Origin of the sequence: Massilia sp. CT11-137 (assembly GCF_047302885.1) — a bacterium.
GTDB lineage: Bacteria > Pseudomonadota > Gammaproteobacteria > Burkholderiales > Burkholderiaceae_D > Telluria > Telluria orientalis.
Genome location: NZ_JBKYMP010000001.1, coordinates 1,506,790 through 1,527,848, shown reverse-complemented (window position 1 = coordinate 1,527,848; position 21,059 = coordinate 1,506,790). Strand labels below are relative to the sequence as shown.

The following is a 21,059-nucleotide window of genomic DNA, read 5'->3' as shown; positions in this document are numbered from 1 at the left end:
GACCGATTGCAACATTGGTCCAGCCGCTCTACAATGGTCCGACGACAGGCTGCCCACCACGGAGACCATGAAACTCGCGTTCCTCGCCGTCCTCGCCCTCTGCACCCCGGCCGGTGCCGCCACCCGGTTTCCATCGAACGGCGCCACCGACGTCAATCCGGACACGCATCTGGTACTCCGCTTCGCCAGCCCGCCGACGATCGGCCACGCCGGCAGGATCCGCATCTACGACGCGGCCGACGACAAGCTCGTCGACGAACTGGACCTGGGCATCCCGCCCGGCCCCACCGAACGCGCGCCCGGCCCGTATCCGCCCTACCTCGCCACGAGTTACGACTACGGCGGGCCGCGCCGGACCAATGCCGACACGACGCCGGGCACGCCGTCCGCACCGGGCGTCCAGCCTGCCGCGGGCAACTACCAGCTGACGATCATCGGCGGCTTCACGGACGGCTTTCATTTTTATCCCGTGATCGTGCACGGCAACGCGGCCACGATCACCCCGCACCATAACCTGCTCCGCTACGGGAAGACGTATTACGTGCGGATCGACCCGGGCGTGCTGACGGTGGCCGACGGCAGCTTCAAGGGCGTCGACGACTGGCGCTTCACGACGAAGGCCCGTGCGCCGGCCGCGGATGCGCGCCGCGTGACCGTGGCGGCGGACGGCAGCGGCGATTTCGACACCGTGCAGGGCGCGCTCGACTGGGTACCGGACCGGCACGCCGGCCGCGTCACGATCTTCGTGAAGAACGGCGACTACGAGGAGATCGTCTACGCCCGCAACAAGCACGACGTCACCGTACAAGGCGAGAGCCGCGACGGCGTACGCATCCATTACGCGAACAACGAGGTGTTCAATCCGCATCCGCCGAACGTCGGCACGAACGAGTTGCCGGGCACGTTCCCGTCGCGGCGCGCGGCGTTCGCGCTCGACCATGTGCGCGGCATGGTGCTGGAGAACCTGACCATCGCGACGACGGCGAACGGCCAGGCGGAAGGCCTGCTGCTCAACGGCGAGCGCACGATCGTGAAGAACGTGACGATCGAAGGCGCGGGCGACGCGCTGCAGACGAACGGCAGCGCGTACTTCGAGAACATCCGCCTGACGGGCACCGGCGACACGATCCTCGGCCGCGGTCCCGCGTACTTCCGCCACTGCGAGATCGCCTCGCGCGGCGCGTTCATGTGGATCCGGAATACGCAGGCGAATCACGGCAACGTGTTCGACCACTGCACGTTCCGTGCGACCGGCGGCGAGACTGCGCTGGCGCGCCTGCCCGACAACAAGGGCCGCAATTATCCGTATGCGGAAGCGGTGCTGCTGGATGCGACCCTGATCGGCATCGCGCCGGAAGGCTGGGGCCCCGTCGACGGCGATGCGTCGCACGTGCGGTTCCTGGAATTCAACAGCCGCGCGGCGGACGGCAAGCCGGTGGACGTCGGCAAGCGGCATCCGGCATCGCGCCGGCTCGACAAGGACCGCGACGCGGACACGATCGCGCACTACCGCGATCCGGCCTGGGTGCTGGGCGGCTGGACGCCTCACTCGCCCTGACGGCTCCCCTTGCGGTAATCGGTCGGACTGCTGCCCGTCCACTGCTTGAAGGCGCGGCAAAAACCGGTGGCGTCGGCGAAGCCCAGGTCGAACGCCAGCGCCGCCACGCCCGTGTTCGAATTGGCGAGCCGGTGGACGGCGATGTCGCGCCGCAGGCCGTCCTTCACCAGCTGGAAGCGCGTGCCCTCTTCCGCGAAGCGCCGGTTGAGCGTGCGCACGGAGACGTGCAGCGCCTGCGCGAGATCCTGGATCGTCACCGGCTGCGCGATGTGCTGCTCGAGATACGCGCGCGTCCTGGCCATCAGGGTGCCGCGCTGGCCCGCGCTGAACGTCCAGTCTTCCGGCGCGCGTTTCAGGAATGCCCACAACTCGTGCTTCTCGCGCCTGAACTGTTCCGCGCAATCCTGGTAGGCGAACTCGATGCCCGTCACGTCCGCATCGAAGCGCACTTCGCCGGGAAACAGGAGCGCATGGTCTTCCGCGTGCCGCGGGCGGGGGAAACGGAATTCGACGCGGTGCAGGCCGAGCTCCCGGCCGAGCAGCCACGATGCGATCCCGTGGATCAGCTTCATCATCAGCTCGTGGGCCAGCGGCGTGACGGGCGTCCCCGGCGCCCGCTCCACCAGCGCCAGCCGCACCAGGTCGTTCTTCGTCGAGATCTGCAGCCGGTAGTCGTCCAGCAGCAGGTTCCAGAAGCGCACGAGGCGGTTCAGCGCGACCAGCACCGTCGGCGCATCCAGGAGGCTGAGCATCAGGTATTTCAGCGTCCCGCCCCGGATCGGCCGCGACCACAGGCCCAGCATCTCGTCGTCGAGCGTCGCCGCGATCGTCCGGTACAGCGCGACGTATTGCTGGCGCGTGAGCCGCGCGTCGGGCTGGTCGAGCAACGATGGCGGAATGGCGGCGCCGGCGAGCGCCTGGGCCGCGACGTCGGCGCCATGCCGGGTGCGTATCGCGTGCAGCATCCCGTGCAGGAAGTGGGCAGAGAGGGTGATCATCCCATGATTATGGCGCGTTTTGCATATTGATTGGCGCGATCCACCAACTTTTACGACGCCACCTCCCTATACTGGCGCTTGAATTCTGCGTCATATGGCGCATTTTGCAAACCGTTGGGGAGCATGGAATGACTGCGAAACGTATCGTCGTGACCGGCATGGGCCTGGTATCGCCGTTGGGATGTGGCGTCGAGGCCGCGTGGGCGCGCCTGTTGAGCGGCGAGTCCGGCCTGGCCGGCCTGTCCGAGGAGATCACGGAAGGGATCGCGGCCAAGGTCGCCGGCGTCGTGCCCGCGTTGGCGGAAGACCGCCCGTGGGGTTTCGATCCCGACCGCGTCGTGGAACCGAAGGACCAGAAGAAGATGGACCGGTTCAGCATGTTCGCCCTCGCCGCTGCCAGGGAAGCCTTGCAGCAGGCGGGCTGGCAGCCGCAGACGGACGACGAGCGCGAACGCACGGCCACCGTCGTGGCGTCCGGCATCGGCGGCTTCGGCGCCGTCGTGGAAGCCGTGCGGACCACGGACGGCCGCGGCCCGCGCCGCCTGTCGCCGTTCACCGTGCCGAGCTTCCTCGCCAATATGGCGGCCGGGCACATCTCGATCCGCCACGGCTTGCGCGGCCCGCTGGGCGCGCCCGTGACGGCATGCGCCGCGAGCGCCCAGGCCATCGGCGATGCCGCGCGCCTGATCCGCGCCGGCGAGGCCGACGTCGCCGTGTGCGGCGGCGCGGAGGCCTGCATCGACCGGGTCAGCTTCGGCGCCTTCGCCGCCGCCCGGACGATGTCCACGAGCTTCAACGACGATCCCACGCAGGCATCCCGTCCGTTCGACGCGGCGCGCGACGGCTTCGTGATGGGCGAAGGCGCCGGCATCCTCGTCATCGAAGACCTGGAGCACGCGCTGCGCCGCGGCGCCGTGCCGATCGCGGAACTGGTCGGCTACGGCACGAGCGCCGACGCGTACCACATGACGTCGCCGCCGGAAGACGGCGACGGCGGACGGCGCGCGATGGCGCTCGCGATCCGGCAGGCGGGCGTGGCGCCCGATCTCATCGGCCACCTGAACGCGCACGCGACGTCGACGCCGGTGGGCGACGCGAGCGAACTGGCCGCCATCAAGACCATCTTCGGCGCGGGCCGGGGCCCCGCCGTCTCGGCCACCAAGTCCGCGACCGGCCATTTGCTCGGCGCGGCCGGCGGCGTGGAAGCCATCTTCACCGTGCTCGCGCTGCGCGACCAGGTGGCGCCGCCGACCCTCAACTTCGTGCAGCCGGATGCGGCCGCGGAAGGCGTCGACATCGTTGCGGGCGCGGCGCGCAAGATCGCGACGGAGTATGCGATCTCGAACGGGTTCGGGTTCGGCGGCGTCAACGCGAGCCTGCTGTTCCGGCGGCGCTAGTCGTCGTCCCTGCGAAGGCAGGAACCCGATTCCGCTTGCGTGACCACGCCGGCAAACTTGGATTCCCGCCTCCGCGGGAATGACGTTTTTGGGCTGCAGGACTAACGTTTGCGCGCCCTGTCCGTCAGCACGAGCGCAATCCCGCCCAGGATCGCCACGACGGCCACCAGCAGCCGCGTCGTGAACGCTTCATCGAGCCACAACGTGCCGCCGACGGCCGCGATCACGGGCACGGACAGTTGCACGCTCGCGGCCTGCAGTGCCGACAGCCCGCGCAGCGCCGCATACCAGATCACGTAGCCGAGCCCCGACGTGAGCGCGCCGGATGCGATCGCGAGCAGCACGCCGGCCGCATCCGCCTGCGCGCGTGCCGCGCACATCAGGCCAAGCGCCAACGCCAGCGGCGTGGCGCGCAGGAAGTTCGATGCCGTGGCCGCGAGCGGGTCGGGCACGCCGCGCCCGCGCAGCGAGTACGCGCCCCACGCGATGCCCGCGACGGCCATCAGCGCGGCGCCCGTCAAGGGCGGCGCGGCCACGCCGGGCAATACGAGGACGATGAAGCCGGCCAGCGCGAGCGCGAGGCCCGCCCAGCCGCGCGGCGCGAACCGCTCGCCGCCCGCGAGGCCCACGGCGAACATGGTCAGCTGGACGGCGCCGAACAGGATCAGCGCGCCGGTCCCTGCCGGCAAGGTGAGATAGGCGAACGAGAACGCGGCCACGTAGGCGAACAGCATGGTGGCGGCGCGCCAGTCCGGCTTTGCCGCCGGACGCGCACGCACGCGCATCGCGAGCGCCAGCACGAGCGCGCCGGACGTCACGCGGATGGCGCCGAAGGTCGCGGGATCGATATGCGTGTCACGCAGCGCGATGCGGCACAGCAGCGAGTTGGCCGCGAACGCGGCCATCGCCAATGCCGTCAAGGCGATCGTGGCGGCCGGTTCCTTCGATCTGCGCGCGCCAGGACGGTCCAAGTCAGATGTCGAGGTGGGAAATGAGCAGGCGGCGGCGTTCGCTGTCGCCCTCCGCCGCTTCACCGGCCGGGCCGAGCGAAATGCCGACGGCCATGATGTCGATGAGGAGCAGTTGGAGGATGCGCGAGATCATCGACAGGAACGTCGTGCTGTCCTCGCTGTGGTCGACGGCGAGGCACACGCTCGCCTTGCGCGCCAGCTGGGACTTGCTGCTCGTGATGGCGATGACGTCGGCACCGGCGGCCCGCGCGACGTCGACGGCGTCCAGCAGTTCCGGCAGCTGGCCCGTCGTCGAGATGGCGACGACGACGTCGCCCGGTCCGAGCAGTTCGGCCGCCAGCGCGAACAAATGCGCGTCGCCGTACGACGACGTCGGGATGCGGAAGCGGAAGAATTTGTGCTGGCCGTCCAGCGCCACGACGCGCGAATTGCCCATCGCGTAGAACTCGACGCGCTTCGCCTTGCGCAGGATGTCGATGGCGCGGTCGATCGAATTCACGTCCAGCTGGTCGCGGAATTTAAGGATCGCGGACACCGTGTTGTCGATGACTTTCGCCGACAGGTCGTGCGTGCTGTCGGTCATGCGCACCTGGCTGTGGCGCACGGGGATCGTGCCCGTCAGGCTGCCCGCGAACTTCAGCTTGAAGTCGGCGAGGCCCGCGAAGCCCAGCGAACGGCAGAAGCGGATCACGGTCGGCTGGCTGACGTCGGCCAGCTTCGCGATCTCGGCGATCGGCTCGGACAGGACCTTGCGCGGATGCTCGATCACGAGCTGCGCCACGCGCTGCTCGGCCGGCGACAGTTCCGCCTGCAGGTGCTGCACGCGTTCCATCAGCGTGTTCGCGCCGCTGCGGTTGCGCAGGTGTTCCGACAGGATGCTCGACACGCCGTACAGCGCCGGCGTCGGCATCATGATCACGTACGTCGGGATCTGCGCGAGGTAGCTGGAGAAGCGCCCCTTCGCTTCGAAGCGCGTGCGGAACGGCGACGTCTTGAACCACTCGGCCATGCGCGGCACGATGCCGCCGCCGATGAAGATGCCGCCGAACGCGCCCAGCGTGACGGCCAGGTTCGCGGCCGCGCCGCCCAGCATGCCGGCGAAGCATTCCAGCACTTCCAGGCACAGCGGATCCTTCTGGTCCAATGCGGCCGCCATGATCGCGGCCGCATCACGCTGTGGCGCTTCCACGCCGTTGCGCAGCGCGAGCGCGCGATAGATGATTTCCATGCCGGGGCCGGAGATCAGGCGCTCGTTCGAGACGTGCTGCCATTCGCGCCAGGCGTATTGCAGGATCGCGAATTCGCGCTCGTCGGCCGGCGCGAAGTTGACGTGGCCGCCCTCGCTGCCGAGGGTGACGAAGCCGTCCACTGTCGGGATCACGCCGGACACGCCCAGGCCGGTGCCCGGACCGAGCACGCCGGCCACCGCATTCGCGATCGGCTTGCCGCCGCCGATCTGCAGCAGGTCTTCCGGCTTGAAGCCAGGCAGCGCCATCGCCAGCGCCGTGAAGTCGTTCACGATCAGCAGCGTCGTCAGGCCGAGCGTGCGGCGCACCTCTTCCGTCGAGAACTGCCAGTCGCGGTTGGTCATGCGGATGAAGTCGCCGCTGATCGGGTTCGCGAGCGCGAACGCCGCGTGGGTGATACGGACATGGCCGCTCTGGGCCTGGGTCTGGGCCAGGTAGGCGTTCAGCAGCGGGACGATGCCCGGATAGTCGTCGCACAGCAGCACGGCCACGTTGCGCAGCACGCCCGGCGCGATCTCCAGGGCAAAGCGCGCATGGGTCGCGCCGATGTCGGCCAGCAGGCGCGGACCGTCGGAATACGCGGCGCGGGTGTGCTTCTGTTCGGTGTCGGGCTCAAGCGTCATGGTGTTGCTCTTCTCGCGAAGGTCTCCTCTATTGCGCGTAGGATACCATTGATTGAAATGCACCAAAAAGCGATTCCGACCCGATTCGGGTGGTTACAACGAAATAAGCGGCCCCGCAGGGCCGCTCTTTCCACATCGACAACGCCGGCGCTTATTGGCCGCGCGCTTCCGCGTCGATCTTCGACAGCGCGCCGGTATCGCGCATGAACCAGCAGACGACCAGCGTGCAGGCGATGACGGCCGTCGTGTACCAGTAAAAGCCGCTTTCCAGGCTGACGGATTTGAACCACAGCGCCAGGTACTCGGCCGTGCCGCCGAACACGGAGACGGCGAATGCATATGGCACGCCGACGCCGGTGGCGCGGATCGAGGCCGGGAACAGCTCGGCTTTGACCAGTGCGTTGATCGAGGTGTAGCCGGACACGATCATCCAGGCGCAGGCGATCAGGCCGAACGCTTGCCACGGGCCGCTGGCGTGGCGGATGCCGGTCAACAGTGGCACGGTGAACAGGGTGCCCAGCAGCGCGAAGCCGATGAGCAGCGGCTTGCGGCCGATGCGGTCCGACAGCGCGCCGTACAGGGGCTGCAGGCACATCGCGAACAGCAGCGACGCGGCCGAGACGGCGGTCGTCTGCGAGTCGGTCAGGCCGACGGACAGGCGCAGGAATTTCTGCATATAGGTCGTGTAGACGTAGAACGCGAGCGTGCCGCCCATCGTCAGGCCGATCACCAGCAGCACTTCGCGCGGGTGCTGGGCCAGCTGCTTCAGGCCGCCCATCGGCTTGGCGCTTTTTTTGGCTTCCTTGCGCGCGGCCTCGAACGATCCGGTTTCCGGCAGGTTGTGACGCATGCGCAGGGCCAGCAGCGCGAGGCAGGCGCCGGTGAAGAACGGGATGCGCCAGCCCCAGGCACGCAGCTGCCCGGCGTCGAGCAGGAAATTCTGCAGCACGAGCAGCAGGATCAGCGCCAGCAGTTGGCCGCCGATCAGCGTCACGTACTGGAAGCTGCTGTAGAAGCCGCGGTGCTTCGAGTCCGCCATCTCCGACAGGTACGTCGCGCTGGCGCCGTATTCGCCGCCGAGGCTCAGGCCCTGCAGCAGGCGCGCCAGCAGCAGGATGCACGGCGACAGGATGCCGGCCGCGGCATACGTCGGCGCGCAGGCGATCAGGAGGGAGCCGAAGCACATCAGCAGCACGGACGTCATCAGCGCCGTCTTGCGGCCGAGGCGGTCGCCGATGTGGCCGAACAGGATGCCGCCGATCGGGCGCACGAAGAAGCCCAGCGCGAAGATGCCCGCCGTCGACATCATCTGCGCCGTCGGGTCCTGCTTGGGGAAGAACGAGCTCGCGAAGTACAGCGCGAAGGCCGAGTAGCAGTAGAAATCGAACCACTCGACGAGGTTGCCGGCCGAGCCGATGAAGATGGCCTTCAGGCGCGCGCCGGAAATGCGTTCGCCGGCGCCGGCGGCTGCCTGGGCGCCGGCCTTGGATGTGATGGTGTTCATGGTTGTCTCCTCTTTTGGTATGCCCACTATCCCAGCCGAGGGCCGCGCGCACATCCGCAACTTCCGGCGCGCCCTCCTCCGTAAAACTACGGAGGCGGTTTTCTAAAGGCCGCGCAACTGCTATCGTTGGCGTCATGGCCAAACTGCTCAACCTCCTCATCGGCGCCGGTGCGCTCGCCGTCATCGCGGCGTCGGGGAACTGGGCCGAGCGCCACGAGCTGCAGACCAAGACGGAAGGCTTGCGCCAGGCCGCGGCCGCGCACGTGCTGGGGCTGCGCGGCCTCGTCGAGAAGCACGACTTCCTGCCGCACGCGGCGGCCCGCCACCCGGACGTGCAAGACCTGCTGCGCACCCCGCGCGACGGGGCGCTGCAGGCGCGCGTGAACGATTATTTCGCCGACCTGCAGGCGACGACGGGCGCCGCCGCGCTGTTTCTCGTCGACCGCGCAGGCCTCACGCTCGCGGCCAGCAACTGGAACCTGCCGTCCAGCTTCGTCGGCCAGTCCTACCGCCAGCGGCCGTACTTCGAGGATGCCGTGCAGGGCCGGCGCGGCATTTTCTATGGCCTCGGCCTCACGACGGGCCAGTCCGGCCTGTTCATCGCGGAACCCGTGCGCGCGCATGGTGCCATCCTGGGCGTCGTCGTCGTGAAGATCAGCCTGGAGCCGCTCCAGGCCACATGGATGCGCGGCGCCGACCCGGTGGTGCTGCGCGACAGCCGCGGCATCGTCTTTCTCTCCGCCGTGCCGGACTGGCTGTTCCACGCGATCCGGCCCGTGTCCGCCGCCGACCTGCACTGGATCGCCGAACACCGCCAGTACGGCAACCGCGAACGGTTCTACGTGTTGCCGTGGCAGACGGAGTCGCGCGGGGCGTCGCCCGGCTTCGTCGTGCACACGACCGTCGGCGGCCGCCGCCTGGACCTGCTTGCGCTGGACACGCCGCTGCCGGAACTGGGCTGGACGCTGACCGTCACGACGGACATGAAGGAAGTCGTGCAGGCGCGCCAGCTGGCGCTGATGCTGGCCGCACTGGCCGTCGCGCTGCTGCTGCTCGGCGTGCTGTACTGGCGCCTGCGCGAAAAGCGCTTCCGCGAGCAGCGCTCGGCCCGCATCGAACTGGAACGCCGGGTCGAGGAGCGCACCCGCGACCTGGAAGAAGCGCACGCGTTCCGCAAGGCGATGGAGGATTCGCTCCTCGTGGGCATGCGCGCGCGCGACCCGGAGGGCACCATCATCTACGTGAATCCGGCCCTGTGCGCGATGGTGGGCTACAGCGCGGACGAGTTGCTGGGCCGCCGGCCGCCGTATCCCTACTGGCATCCGGACGACCACGAAAAACACGAGCGCGAAAGCGCCGACGCGCTGCAGGGCCGCGCCGCCCCGCACGGCTTCGAATCGCGCATCCGCCACAAGGACGGCCACGACGTGATCACGATGGTCTACACGGCGCCGCTCGTGGACGCGCAGGGCGTGCACCGCGGCTGGATGAGTTCCGTCGTCGACATCACGGCGCAGAAGCAGGCCGAGGCCCGCCAACGCGACCAGGAAGTGCGCCTGCAGCGCAGCGCGCGCCTCGCGAGCGTGGGCGAGATGGCGTCCACGCTCGCGCACGAACTCAATCAGCCGCTGATGGCGCTGTCGAACTTCGCCGTCGCGGCGCGCGCCCTCGCCGCGCAGTCCGCGCCGCCCGACATGCTGGCCGGCGCGCTCGACGAGATCGTCGAACAGAGCAAGCGCGCCAGCGAGATCGTCAAGCGGGTGCGCGCGTTCATCAATCCCAAGCGGGGGCATTACGAAAACCTTGCGGTCGATGGCGTCATCGCGCATGCGGTGGAGTTGCTCAAGCCGGAATTGCAGCAGGCCGGGATCGCGCTGCAGCTGTCGCTGGACGCCGGTGACACGCTCGTGCGCGGCGACCGCGTCCTGCTCGAACAGGTGCTCGTGAACCTGATCCACAACGCGATGCATGCCATGCAGGATCGCCCGCGCGGGCGCATCGACGTCGCGAGCCGGCGCGTGGACCAGGGCGTGCGCGTCACCGTCACCGACGCGGGCCCGGGCATCCCGCCCGAACAGCTGGAGCAGATCTTCGCGCCGTTCTTCACCACCCGCCCCGACGGCCTGGGGCTCGGGCTGAACATCTGCCGCACCATCGTCGAGGCCCACGGCGGTTCCATGTCCGTCGAGAACCCTGCCGCCGGCGGCGCCGCCTTTTCCTTCACGCTTCCGATCGCGCCATGAAAGACATCCCACTCACGCTCTATGTCGTCGACGACGACGAAGCCCTGCGCCGCTCCCTGCTGTTGCTGCTGTTCTCGCAAGGACTCGCCGTGCAGGCGTTCGAATCGGGAGAAGCGTTCCTGGACGCCGTCGACATGCGCCAGCCGGGCTGCCTGATCCTCGACCTGCGCCTGGGCGGCATGAGCGGCCTGGCCGTGTTCGACCGCCTGCGCGCGGCGCACAGCCCGCTCGTCACGCTGTTCCTGTCCGGCCACGGCGACATCCCGACCGCGCTGGAATCCGTGCGCCAGGGCGCGTGGGACTGGGTGGAAAAGCCGGACACGCAGCACCTGCTCGACAAACTGCCGGCCGCCATCGCGGAAGCACGCGCACGGGCCAACGCGCTGCGGCTGTGGGCCGAGCTGACGCCGCGCGAACGGGAAGTCGCGCGGCTCGTGGGGCTCGGCCAGCCGAACAAGGAAATCGCGCGGCTGCTCGTGCCGCCATGCGGGCCGCGGTCGGTGGAGACGCACCGGGCGAACATCTTCAGCAAGCTGCAGTGCGCGAACGATAACGAGTTGGGACGGTGGCTGGCCGCCCACCCGTGGCTGGGGTAGGGTGGGCGGCCCCCGCCCACGTGTGACGCCGGCAATCGGCAAACCTCACGCGTGGGCACAGGGTGCCCACCCTACCGCTGGGTTGCACGTAGGGTGGGCGGCCCCCGCCCACGCGTGACGCCCCGATTAATCCTGCGAAATCAGCGCCACCGGTGCGCGCGTATCGAACTGCACCTTGCCGCCCGAGACGACGGCCGTCTTGCCCGTGTACGCATCGCGCACCGTCTGCCCGTCGCCGAACACGCCGGTCACGGGGATGGCCACCGTACGGTCCTGCGGCAGGTCGAGGGCGACGACGACGCGGTCGGAGACGCCGTTCTTCTCGTACGTGCGCTTGAACGTGTACGGGCTGGACGCGATCATCTGGTGCACGCCCGCGCCCACGGCCGGATGCGCGTGGCGGAAGCGCCCCAGGCGCGCCCAGTAGTCGCGCACCTCGGCCACGCCGTGCAGCCCGACGTGGGCGTTGTTCTTCAACTGGTCCCAGTTCATGAAGGAGCGCAGGTTCGCATCGCCGGTTGCGCCCTCGATCTTCAGCACGCGCGCCGTCTCGTCGCCGTAATAGACCTGCGCCTGGCCCGGTGCCAGCAGCAGCTTGTTCGCTTCCTCGAACGGGTGCGCGCGCATGGCGTCGAACGGGTGGCCGTCGTCGTGCGAGTCGAGGTAGTTCAGGACCGTCACGCCGGTCAAGGGACCGTTCAGCAGGCCCGAGTACTTGGAGAACAGCGTCTCGTAGCTCTGGGTTGCGTCGCCCGGCAGCGCGAAGTTGATCATGCTGTCGAAGCCGTTGTCGTAATAGTCGACCTTCGTACCGTCGTCGTAGGCGAACGGGCGGCCGTCCGCGATCGGGTGGCCGTACGCTTCGGCCACCATGAAGAATGGCTGGTTGCCGATCTTCTCGATGCCCTCCTTGCCGGCCGGTGTCCGCTTCCAGTCCTCGTAGGCCTGGCTCGCGACCTTCTTGAGGTCTTTCCACACGCCGGGTTCCGTGTGCTTGACGGTGTCGCCGCGGAAGCCGTCGAAGCCGTACTTGCGCACCCAGTCGGCGTGCCATTTCATCAGGTAGTAGCGCGGCGCGCGCGGGTAGCCCGTGCGCTTGAAGAAGTCGTCCAGCTCCTTCGTTTCGCGCTCGTAGCGCCCTTCCTTCTTCCACTTCGCGACGAGGAACGGCGGCAGGTCGACGTTCGCATTGCTGTCGGTGCGGAAGTCCGGCAGGTTCTTCACGAGCGTGCAATCGACCGTGCCCTTGACGTCCTTGAAGGTACAGGTCGGCGACGTGCGCACCCAGTCGGCCGGCCACACCGTGTCTTCAGGCGTGACTGGACCGGTATGGTTCATCACGACGTCGAGCAGCACGCGGATGCCGCGCGCATGTGCCGCCTCGACGAGGTCGCGCACGTCCTTCGCTGTGCCGGCGTTGGCGTCGACGGCCGTGAAGTCGCGCGCCCAGTAGCCGTGGAAGCCGTAGCTGACGCCCGTGCCCTCGTCGGTCGACGCGTGGATCTGCTCGACCGGCGGCGAGATCCAGAGCGCGTCCACGCCCAGGTCCGTGAAATACCCTTCCTTGATCTTGGCCGTGATGCCGGCCAGGTCGCCGCCCATGAAGCCGCGCGCGACGGCAGCAATGTTCTTGCGGCCGTAGGCGTGGTCGTTCGACGGATCGGCGTTGTTGAAGCGGTCGATCACGATGAAGTAGACGGTCGCGTTATCCCAGGTGAACGGCTTGCCCTTGACCGGCGACAGGTCGGGCGCGGCCGAGGCTGCACCGAAGGCGAGCATCAGGGAGGCGGCGAGAACGGGTAGTTTCATGCGGATGTCCTGTTAGTGGTGATAAACGTCGTCCCGCGGAGGCGGGGACGACGGGTTCGGGGTTACGTAATCACGCTCGGCTGCTCGCGGCCCGTCCGCTCCTTCAGTCGCGACACCTGCTCCGCGATGGCGATGAGCGGCGCCAGCGCCTGCTGGGTGTCGAAGTTGTGGCGGGCCGGGTCGGCCTCGTAGCGTTCCAGGTACAGGCGCACGGTGGCGCCTTCCGTGCCGGTGCCGGACAGGCGCAGCACGATGCGCGAGCCGTCCGTCATGACGATGCGTACGCCCTGGCGAGAAGACACGGAGTTGTCGACCGGGTCGGTGTAGGTGAAATCGTCGGCGAGCTGGACGCGGAAGTCGCCCAGCGTCTGCCCTGCCAGCGATGCGAGCTTGCCGCGCAAGTCGTCCATCATCGCGTTGGCGGCGGCGGCGTCCACGGCCTCGTAGTCGTGGCGCGAATAATAGTTGCGGCCGAAGCGGGCCCAGTGTTCCTGCACGATCTCGCCCACGGACTTGCCCGTCGCGGCGATCAGGTTCAGCCAGAACAGCACGGCCCACACGCCATCCTTTTCGCGGATGTGCATCGAGCCCGTGCCGTAGCTCTCTTCGCCGCACAAGGTGGCGAGACCCGCGTCGAGCAGGTTGCCGAAGTACTTCCAGCCGGTCGGGGTCTCGAAGCAGGAGACGCCCAGCGCGGCCGCCACGCGGTCCGCGGCCTGCGACGTCGGCATCGAACGTGCGATGCCCTTGATGCCGTCGCGGTAGCCCGGTGCGGCGGTCGCATTGGCGGCGATGATGGCGAGGCTGTCCGACGGCGACACCGCGAGCTTGCGGCCGACGATCATGTTGCGGTCGCCGTCGCCGTCCGATGCGGCGCCGAAGTCCGGTGCGTCCGGGCCGTCCATCAGCGCGATCAGCTCGGCCGCGTTGACGGGATTCGGGTCCGGGTGGTGGCCGCCGAAATCTTCCAACGGCTCGGCGTTGACGACGGTGCCCGCGGGCGCGCCCAGCATGCCTTCGATGATGGCCTTCGCGTACGGGCCGGAGACGGCGTGCATGCCGTCGAAGCGCATCGTGAAGCCGCGCTGGAACAGGGCGCGGATGGCATCGAAATCGAACAGGCCGGCCATCAGCTCGGCGTAGTCGGCCACGGAATCGATCACCTCGACTTCCATGTCTTCGAGGCGGATGCTGCCGATCTTGTCCAGGTCGACCGGGCCGGCGTCGCTGATGCGGTAGGACGTCAGCGTCTTCGTGTGTTCGTAGATCGCGTCGGTGATCTTCTCGGGTGCCGGGCCGCCGTTGTCGATGTTGTACTTGATGCCGAAGTCGCCGTCGGGACCGCCGGGATTGTGGCTGGCCGAGAGGACGATGCCGCCGAGCGCGGCGCGCTTGCGGATCACGCAGCTGACCGCGGGCGTGGACAGGATGCCGCCGCGGCCCACGAGCACGCGGCCCACGCCGTGGGCGGCCGCCATGCGCAGGATGGTCTGGATGGCTTCGCGGTTGAAATAGCGGCCGTCGCCGCCGAGGACCAGGGTGCGGCCCTGCACATTACCCAGCGCGCCCAGCGTCAGGAAGATGGCCTCGACGAAGTTTTCCAGGTAGCCGGGCTGCTGGAACTCCGTCACCTTCTTGCGCAGCCCGGACGTGCCGGGGCGTTGCCCGGCAAACGGGGTCGTCGCGATCGTCTGAATTGTCATGTCTAGCTCCTGTCGGGGGTTTGTTGTCAAACCCGTAAGGATACGACACTCGTCCCGACGATGGCGCCGCTATCGGTGCGCGGCGCGTTCCGCCCGGTCGGTGACGAACAGCGCCAGCACGGCCGCGATGACCATCGACACGCCGCCCAGCACCAGCGTAAGTACCGCGTGGTTGCCGAACATATGCTTCGTGAACCAGCCGAGCACGAGGCCGCTGACGATCTGCGGAATCACGATGAAGAAGTTGAACAGGCCCATGTAATAGCCCATGCGGTTCGGCGGCAGCGCGGCGACCAGGATCGCATACGGCATCGTGAGGATGCTTGCCCACGCCACGCCCACGCCCAGCATCGGGATCAGCAGCAGATGCTTGTCGTGGATGAAGAACACGCTGGCCAGCGACAGGCCTCCGATCGCGAGGCAGACGGCGTGGCACGCCTTGCGGCTCGTGCGGCGTGCCAGCACGGGCAGCACGAACGCGGCCAGGGCGGACATGCCGTTGTAGACGGCGAACATCACGCCGACCCAGTTGCCCGCGTCCTGGTAGCCCGGCGACAGCGGATCCGTCGTGTTGTAGACGTTGTCGGCGATCCCGGGACCGGTATAGATCCACAGCGCGAACAGCGCGATCCACGAGAAGAACTGGACGAACGCCAGCTGCACCATCGTCTTCGGCATGTGCGCGAAGCCGCCCATGATCTCGCGCAGCGCGACGCTAAAGCTGCGCGAATGCTTGCGCTGGGCTTCGAAGCGGTCGAGGTCCGGCGGCGGCAGTTCGGTCGACGTGAACACGGTCCACGTCACGGCCAGCAGGAACGCGGCGCCGCCGACGTAGAACGAGTAACGTACCGAATCCGGCACCCCGCCGTCGACGGGCACGTTGGAGACGCCGAGGTAGTTCGTGAAGACGATCGGCAGCAGCGATGCGATCACGGCGCCGCAGCCGATCAGGAAGGTTTGCATCGCGAAGCCGGCGGTCTGCTGCGACGTGTCGAGCTTGTCGCCGACGAAGGCGCGGAACGGCTCCATCGAAATATTGATCGAGGCATCCATCAGCCACAGCATGGCGACGGCCATCCAGACGGCGACGGAATTCGGCATCAGGAACAGGGCCGTTGCGGCCAGCACGGCGCCGAGGAAGAAGAACGGACGGCGGCGGCCCCAACGCGGGTGCCACGTGTTATCGCTGAGGTAACCGATCACCGGCTGCACGAGCAGGCCCGTGACGGGCGCCGCGAGCCAGACGAGCGCCAGGTCGTCCATCGAGGTGCCCAGCGTGGCGAAGATCCGGCTCGTGTTCACGTTCTGCAACGCCAAGCCGAACTGGATGCCGAAGAAGCCGAAGCTCATGTTCCACAGCTGCCAGAACGTCAGCCGCGGCTTGAGTGCATGTGTTTGCATTTCCATCTGTGTCCCCTTACGCGCCTGGACTCCTGCCAGGCTGCTACATGTAGCAAAGTAACATGGGGTTTTCTGGGTGTCAATGCGATAACAGCCCGTAATCTAAAGGGAAGCCACAGAAAATGTAGTCAAACAACAGATCGACACTTCGGGGTCAGAGCCCGTTTTTGAGCAATTGCCAAAAATCGGGCTCTGACCCCGGTGTTTTACTTGCGGGGTTTCTTGTCGGCGAACTTGCGCTTCGCCGGCTTTTGCTCCGGCGGTTCCTGGCCGTCGCGCGTGATGCCCAGCTGCTGGCCCGCCACCCACACTTTCTTCAGATGGTCGAGCAGGTCCTTGGGCAGGTCGGCCGGCATGTCGAGCGTGCTGAAGTCGTCGTAGATCTCGATGCGGCCGATTTCCTTCGACGGCACGCCGCCTTCGTTGGCGATGGCGCCCACGATGTTGCCCGGCTTGACGCCGTGGAAGTGGCCTACCTCGATACGGTACGTGGCCATGCCCGGCTCCGGCGCGCGCTCGACGCGTTCCTTCTTGAATCCTTCCCTGCCCGCGCGCGCCGGACGCTCGTCGGCGAAGGTCGCGCGCGTAGGACGTGCCGGACGCTCCTCACGTTCGCGGAACTCGGGCTTCGGCTCGCGATCGGGCTTTTCCAGCAGCAGCGGTTCGTCGCCGCGATACAGCTTGGCCAGCGCGGCCGCGATGTCGATCGCGGGCACGTTCTGCTCGCGTTCGAAGTCCTCGATCAGGGAACGGAACACCTCCAGGCCGCCCGCGGCCAGCGTCTCGCCGATCTGCTCCTTGAACCTCGTGATGCGCACTTCGTTGACGGCCTTGATGGTGGGCAGCGTAAGCGGCGCCACCGGCTGGCGCGTGGCGCGTTCGATCGCCTTCAGCAGGCCGCGCTCGCGCGGCGTGATGAACAGGATCGCGTCGCCGCTGCGGCCGGCACGGCCCGTGCGGCCGATGCGGTGCGTGTAGCTTTCCGGATCGGACGGCACGTCGTAGTTGATCACGTGGCTGATGCGCTCCACGTCCAGGCCGCGCGCGGCGACGTCGGTGGCGACGAGGATGTCGATCTTGCCGTTCTTGAGCTGCTCGATCGTGCGCTCGCGCTGTTGCTGGGCCATGTCGCCGTTGATGGCGGCCGCCGCGAACCCGCGCGCCTGCAGCTTGGACGCCAGTTCCTCGGTGCCGAGCTTCGTGCGCGCGAAGACGATCATGCCGTCGAACGGCTCCGCTTCCAGGATGCGCGTGAGGGCATCCAGCTTCTGCATGCCCGCGACGAGCCAGTAGCGCTGGGTGATGTTGGTGGCCGTCGTGGTCTTGGCGGCGACCGTCACCTCGCTCGGCTCGTTCAGGTAGGTCTTGGCGATGCGCTTGATCTGCTGCGGCATCGTGGCCGAGAACAGCGCCGTCTGGCGTCCTTGCGGGGTCTCCTGCAGGATACGCTCGACGTCGTCGATGAAGCCCATGCGCAGCATCTCGTCCGCTTCGTCCAGCACGAGGGTCTTCAGCTGCGAGATGTCGAGCGAGCCCTTGTCGAGGTGGTCGATGACGCGGCCCGGCGTGCCGACGACGACCTGCACGCCGCGGCGCAATGCCGACAGTTGCGGGCCGTAGCTCTGGCCGCCGTAGATCGGCAGCACGTGGAAATTCTTCAGGTGCGCGGCATAGCTCTGGAAGGCTTCGGCGACCTGGATCGCGAGCTCGCGCGTGGGCGCGAGCACGAGGGCCTGCACGGCCGGGTTCTTGACGTCGATGCGCGACAGCACGGGCAGCGCGAAGGCGGCCGTCTTGCCAGTGCCCGTCTGCGCCTGCCCCAGCACGTCGCGTCCCTCCATCAGGAGGGGAATGGTGGCCGCCTGGATCGGAGATGGCGTCTCGTAGCCGACCTCCTTCAGTGCCTTGAGGATGGGTGCGGGGATGTCGAGGTCGGCGAAGGTCGGGAGCTGTGTGTCTTGCATGGAGGAATATTCAAAAATCGTAAGCAATCCTACAGTTTACTACTTTGGGCCCTCCCCCGCTGCCAGAATTTCACGCGGATGACGCCCGGCAGCGACATCCGCGCATGAAACAACGCCTGCCGGGTCAGAACTTGTAGCTTGCCCCCAGGCTGTAGGTACGGCCGAACCGGACGTTTTCCACCACGCTGCTCGGGTCCCCGTTGTAGCGGATGTACGGCGAATTGGTCCAGTTGTTTACCGCCGCCGTGAGCGACAGGCCCTTCAGCATGGTCGTGTCGCCGAAGTCGTACGTGAGCTGCCCGTCCACCGTCGTGTTGCCCTTGATGTAGGTGAGGCTCGCGTCGTCCTTGTAGTCGTGGATGTCGCCCACGAAGTCGCCACGCTTGCGGGCTGCAATGGATGCGCGGAAGCCGGCCTTTTCGTAGTAGACGCGCATGTTCGTCACCGTGTGCGACAGGCCCGGCAGCGGAATGGCGTTGATGTTGCCGTTGCTGATCACCGTGATGCCGCTGCGCGGCAAGGTCACCGAGCTCAGGGTGCTCGAATAGCTGGCCTCGACGCCGAAGCCGCCCAGGTAGCGGGTCAGCATCGCGAACGGCAGCGACGCCGTCAGTTCCAGCCCCTTGATGTTGCCGCCCGAACCGTTGCTCGGCGTGGTCAGGATGCCGACCGTCGACCCGGCGTTCGGACCGGTCGCCGGCAGCGGGATCCCGGAAACGAGGAAGCCGGTCGACGCGTAGTCGACACGCTGCGGCGCCCGCAGGATATAGGTGTCGAGCTTCTTGTAGAAGCCGGCCAGCGCCACGTAGCCCTTGGCGCCGTTCGCTTCGAAGTATTTTTCGTACGACAGGTCGAACGACTTCGCACGGAACGGTTCCAGCTTCGGGTTGCCGGAACCGCCGGCCAGGATCGGCCCCGCGGGGTTCGTCGCATCCAGTCCCACGCCGCCGCCCGGGCGCATGTCGCTCATGTTCGGGCGCGACAGGGTCTTGCCGATGCCCAGGCGCAGCACCTGGTCGGCCGGCAGTTCGACGTTCAGGTTCAGGCTCGGCAGGAAGTCGTTGTACGAATGGTGGCCGGCAATCGTGTAGGCCGGGCAGGCCTGGCCGGCGACGCCGGCGCAACGCCCGTTGTCGACGATGAGGCCCGTCGAGCCCTGGTTCGTGTGGATGTACTGGGCACCGGCGTTGCCGCGGTACGGCAGGCCGAACAGCTCGCCTTCCAGGGATCCCATCACGTACGCGGTCGAGACCTGTTCCGAGATGTGCCAGTTCTTGTCGGTCTGGATCACCTGGTCGACCTTCGCCAGCTGGTGGTAGATGGAGCCGAGCGACCCCAGCGGGTTCCACGACGCGACCGGGATGCCCGACTGGCGCGTCACGACCGTCTCGTTGCCCGGCATGGACGCCGCGCCGTACGGGCCCGTGCCGATGAGCAGGCTGCCCTCGTCCGTGTCGCGGCTCTTGGTGCGATTGGTGCGGTTGAGACCGAATTCGATGCCGGTAAGCGGTCCCAGCTCCACGTCATGCCGGACGCTGAAGCGTGCCGCCTTGATCTCGTCGATCGTGGCGCCGATGGCCACGTAGCCGGACTGCTGGGTGCCCGTCAGGCCGCCGCCCCAGCCGTCGACGTCGGTCAGGAGCATGCGGCTACGGTCGGTATAGCTGAGGGCGGTCTTGTACAGCGCGGACAGATTGCTCCGGCCGTCGAAGCCGGTCCACGAAATGCTGTCCAGGTCGGCGTTGGGCGTGTTGCCGACGAGGCCGGCCGTCGTCTCGTAGCGCGTGAAGTCGTGCCTGACCCGCGACCCGGACACGTCGCCGGTGAAGGTCCAGTCGCCGCGGCGCAGGCGGCTGTTGATGCCCCAGGAATTCAGCGTGTCCACCGCGACCTCGGTGTTGTTGCGGATGTCGCCCTTGAAATTCGAACAGGTGCCGGACACGGCCACGCCATCGACGATGTTCGCGTTGCTCAGCACGCCCACCGGGTCATATCCACCCGTGCTGCCACAGGTCGACCCTTCGAAACCGGTGCGCTTGGGACTGTCGGTGTTCTTCGAGTGAAACAGGTCGATGGTCGTCAGGAAGTCCTTGCTCGGACGATATTGCAGGATGCCCATCATGCCTTTATTGGTGTTCGGGTTGTGGATCACGTCCGTCCGCAAGCCGTTCGGCACCGTCACGGCCTGGCCGTTGTACGTCGCCGTGCCCGTCGTGCCGCCCCAGCCGTCGTCGTTGATCTGCTCGGGACCGTTGTCGTTGAACTTCACGACGCCCAGGGCCACGCCGACCGTCCGGTTGGCGAACTGGTCGATATAGGCGAGCGACGTACGGTAGCCGCTGGCGCTGCCCAGGTCCTCGTTGTGCGCGCCGGTGCGTTGTGCCCGGTAGCTGGCGGCGACCGTGCGCCTGGCGAAGTCCAGCGGCAGCACGGTGCGCTGGTCGATGGTCGAGGCGATGCCCTGCCCCATCAGGGTGGCGTCCAGCGATTTGTACACGGTGATCGTGCCCAGCATCTCGGCCGGGTACAGGTCGAAACGGACGCCGCGGCTGTCGCTCGCGGACGCCTGTTCGCGGCCGTTCAGCAGGGTGCCGTTGAAGTCCGGCGACATGCCGCGCACGGAGATCGACGCCGCGCGGCCCGTGCGGGCGTCGCGCTGGGTCGTCACACCCGGCAGGCGGGAGACGGACTCGGCGACGGTCGCGTCCGGCAGTTTGCCGATGTCTTCCGCCGAGATCGCCTCGACGATGGAGTTGGAATTCTTCTTGATCGAGATGGCCGCTTCGATGCCGCGCCGGATGCCCGTCACGGTCACCTGGCTGATCGGGTTGCCGTTGGCATCCAGTGCCTGTACCGCATCCTGTGCCTGGACGTTGGCGCCCAGCACCGACAGGAATACGGCACAACCGGCGGCGACCGGACTCGGTTTGAACACGCACGTTGCATGTTCTCCCACCGTATGTTTGCTACACAGAATCTTCATGTATCCCCTCGAGTCTTTGATGTGATTAGTGCTGAAGCACGGCCGGCTTCAGCGTTCAAACA

Annotated in this window: 13 protein-coding genes; 4 read left to right on the top strand and 9 right to left on the bottom strand. The window is 67.6% G+C overall.

Annotated features, from left to right (window positions below; translation table 11 throughout):
- Window positions 1-67 precede the first annotated feature (67 nt).
- Window positions 68-1,558: a pectinesterase family protein gene (locus tag ACEN98_RS06765; protein ID WP_413382871.1), complete on the top strand. Its 1,491-nt coding sequence runs from the start codon at window positions 68-70 to the stop codon at window positions 1,556-1,558.
- On the opposite strand, the gene ACEN98_RS06760 is transcribed toward ACEN98_RS06765, so the two are convergent.
- On the bottom strand, window positions 1,546-2,556 hold the full coding sequence (locus tag ACEN98_RS06760) for an AraC family transcriptional regulator ligand-binding domain-containing protein (protein ID WP_413382869.1): 1,011 nt from the start codon (window positions 2,554-2,556) through the stop codon (window positions 1,546-1,548). The genes ACEN98_RS06765 and ACEN98_RS06760 overlap by 13 nt on opposite strands.
- 128 nt (window positions 2,557-2,684) lie before the next feature.
- Between ACEN98_RS06760 and fabF the strand changes: the two genes are divergently transcribed.
- Entirely contained in the window at window positions 2,685-3,953 is a 1,269-nt protein-coding gene (fabF, locus tag ACEN98_RS06755) for a beta-ketoacyl-ACP synthase II (protein WP_413382867.1), read from the top strand.
- A gap of 101 nt (window positions 3,954-4,054) precedes the next feature.
- Here fabF and ACEN98_RS06750 read toward each other — a convergent pair whose 3' ends face one another.
- The 3 genes from ACEN98_RS06750 to ACEN98_RS06740 form a co-directional block, all read right to left on the bottom strand.
- A complete protein-coding gene (locus ACEN98_RS06750; protein WP_413385956.1) occupies window positions 4,055-4,858 on the bottom strand; it encodes a DMT family transporter in 804 nt (267 codons plus the stop codon).
- 67 nt (window positions 4,859-4,925) lie between these two features.
- Window positions 4,926-6,794, bottom strand: a complete 1,869-nt coding sequence (locus ACEN98_RS06745) for a glucokinase (RefSeq protein ID WP_413382865.1) — start codon at window positions 6,792-6,794, stop codon at window positions 4,926-4,928.
- A 151-nt stretch (window positions 6,795-6,945) separates the two neighbouring features.
- Window positions 6,946-8,298, bottom strand: a complete 1,353-nt coding sequence (locus ACEN98_RS06740) for an MFS transporter (RefSeq protein WP_413382863.1) — start codon at window positions 8,296-8,298, stop codon at window positions 6,946-6,948.
- 134 nt (window positions 8,299-8,432) lie between these two features.
- Here ACEN98_RS06740 and ACEN98_RS06735 point away from each other — a divergent pair, with 134 nt between their 5' ends.
- Both ACEN98_RS06735 and ACEN98_RS06730 read left to right on the top strand, forming a co-directional pair.
- The gene (locus tag ACEN98_RS06735; RefSeq protein ID WP_413382861.1) at window positions 8,433-10,541 is read left to right on the top strand and encodes a sensor histidine kinase; all 2,109 of its coding nucleotides are present in this window, start codon (window positions 8,433-8,435) and stop codon (window positions 10,539-10,541) included.
- Window positions 10,538-11,137, top strand: coding sequence for a response regulator transcription factor (locus ACEN98_RS06730; RefSeq protein ID WP_413382859.1), 600 nt, complete (start codon window positions 10,538-10,540; stop codon window positions 11,135-11,137). The genes ACEN98_RS06735 and ACEN98_RS06730 overlap by 4 nt, the downstream gene beginning before the upstream one ends.
- Window positions 11,138-11,263: 126 nt before the next feature.
- On the opposite strand, the gene ACEN98_RS06725 is transcribed toward ACEN98_RS06730, so the two are convergent.
- The 5 genes from ACEN98_RS06725 to ACEN98_RS06705 all read right to left on the bottom strand — a co-directional run bounded on the left by ACEN98_RS06725 (window position 11,264) and on the right by ACEN98_RS06705 (window position 20,949).
- Window positions 11,264-12,946 carry an alpha-amylase family glycosyl hydrolase gene (locus ACEN98_RS06725; protein ID WP_413382857.1) on the bottom strand — a complete coding sequence of 561 codons (1,683 nt, stop codon included), beginning with the start codon at window positions 12,944-12,946 and terminating at the stop codon, window positions 11,264-11,266.
- A 62-nt stretch (window positions 12,947-13,008) separates the two neighbouring features.
- Complete coding sequence (locus ACEN98_RS06720; RefSeq protein WP_413382856.1) at window positions 13,009-14,649, bottom strand: alpha-D-glucose phosphate-specific phosphoglucomutase; 1,641 nt, start codon at window positions 14,647-14,649, stop codon at window positions 13,009-13,011.
- A gap of 69 nt (window positions 14,650-14,718) precedes the next feature.
- Window positions 14,719-16,056 carry an MFS transporter gene (locus tag ACEN98_RS06715; RefSeq protein WP_413382854.1) on the bottom strand — a complete coding sequence of 446 codons (1,338 nt, stop codon included), beginning with the start codon at window positions 16,054-16,056 and terminating at the stop codon, window positions 14,719-14,721.
- A 200-nt stretch (window positions 16,057-16,256) separates the two neighbouring features.
- The gene (locus ACEN98_RS06710; RefSeq protein WP_413382852.1) at window positions 16,257-18,014 is read right to left on the bottom strand and encodes a DEAD/DEAH box helicase; all 1,758 of its coding nucleotides are present in this window, start codon (window positions 18,012-18,014) and stop codon (window positions 16,257-16,259) included.
- Window positions 18,015-18,138: 124 nt separating this feature from the next.
- Entirely contained in the window at window positions 18,139-20,949 is a 2,811-nt protein-coding gene (locus tag ACEN98_RS06705) for a TonB-dependent receptor (protein WP_413382850.1), read from the bottom strand.
- Window positions 20,950-21,059 lie beyond the last annotated feature (110 nt).

What these genes read in the sequence shown, in the direction of transcription:
- ACEN98_RS06760 (WP_413382869.1), bottom strand. Translation starts at nt 2,556, where the DNA reads ATGATCACCCTCTCTGCCCACTTCCTGCACGGGATGCTGCACGCGATA.
- ACEN98_RS06725 (WP_413382857.1), bottom strand. Translation starts at nt 12,946, where the DNA reads ATGAAACTACCCGTTCTCGCCGCCTCCCTGATGCTCGCCTTCGGTGCA.
- ACEN98_RS06740 (WP_413382863.1), bottom strand. Translation starts at nt 8,298, where the DNA reads ATGAACACCATCACATCCAAGGCCGGCGCCCAGGCAGCCGCCGGCGCC.
- ACEN98_RS06710 (WP_413382852.1), bottom strand. Translation starts at nt 18,014, where the DNA reads ATGCAAGACACACAGCTCCCGACCTTCGCCGACCTCGACATCCCCGCA.
- ACEN98_RS06750 (WP_413385956.1), bottom strand. Translation starts at nt 4,858, where the DNA reads ATGGCCGCGTTCGCGGCCAACTCGCTGCTGTGCCGCATCGCGCTGCGT.
- ACEN98_RS06720 (WP_413382856.1), bottom strand. Translation starts at nt 14,649, where the DNA reads ATGACAATTCAGACGATCGCGACGACCCCGTTTGCCGGGCAACGCCCC.
- ACEN98_RS06715 (WP_413382854.1), bottom strand. Translation starts at nt 16,056, where the DNA reads ATGGAAATGCAAACACATGCACTCAAGCCGCGGCTGACGTTCTGGCAG.
- ACEN98_RS06745 (WP_413382865.1), bottom strand. Translation starts at nt 6,794, where the DNA reads ATGACGCTTGAGCCCGACACCGAACAGAAGCACACCCGCGCCGCGTAT.
- ACEN98_RS06735 (WP_413382861.1), top strand. Translation starts at nt 8,433, where the DNA reads ATGGCCAAACTGCTCAACCTCCTCATCGGCGCCGGTGCGCTCGCCGTC.
- ACEN98_RS06730 (WP_413382859.1), top strand. Translation starts at nt 10,538, where the DNA reads ATGAAAGACATCCCACTCACGCTCTATGTCGTCGACGACGACGAAGCC.
- fabF (WP_413382867.1), top strand. Translation starts at nt 2,685, where the DNA reads ATGACTGCGAAACGTATCGTCGTGACCGGCATGGGCCTGGTATCGCCG.
- ACEN98_RS06765 (WP_413382871.1), top strand. Translation starts at nt 68, where the DNA reads ATGAAACTCGCGTTCCTCGCCGTCCTCGCCCTCTGCACCCCGGCCGGT.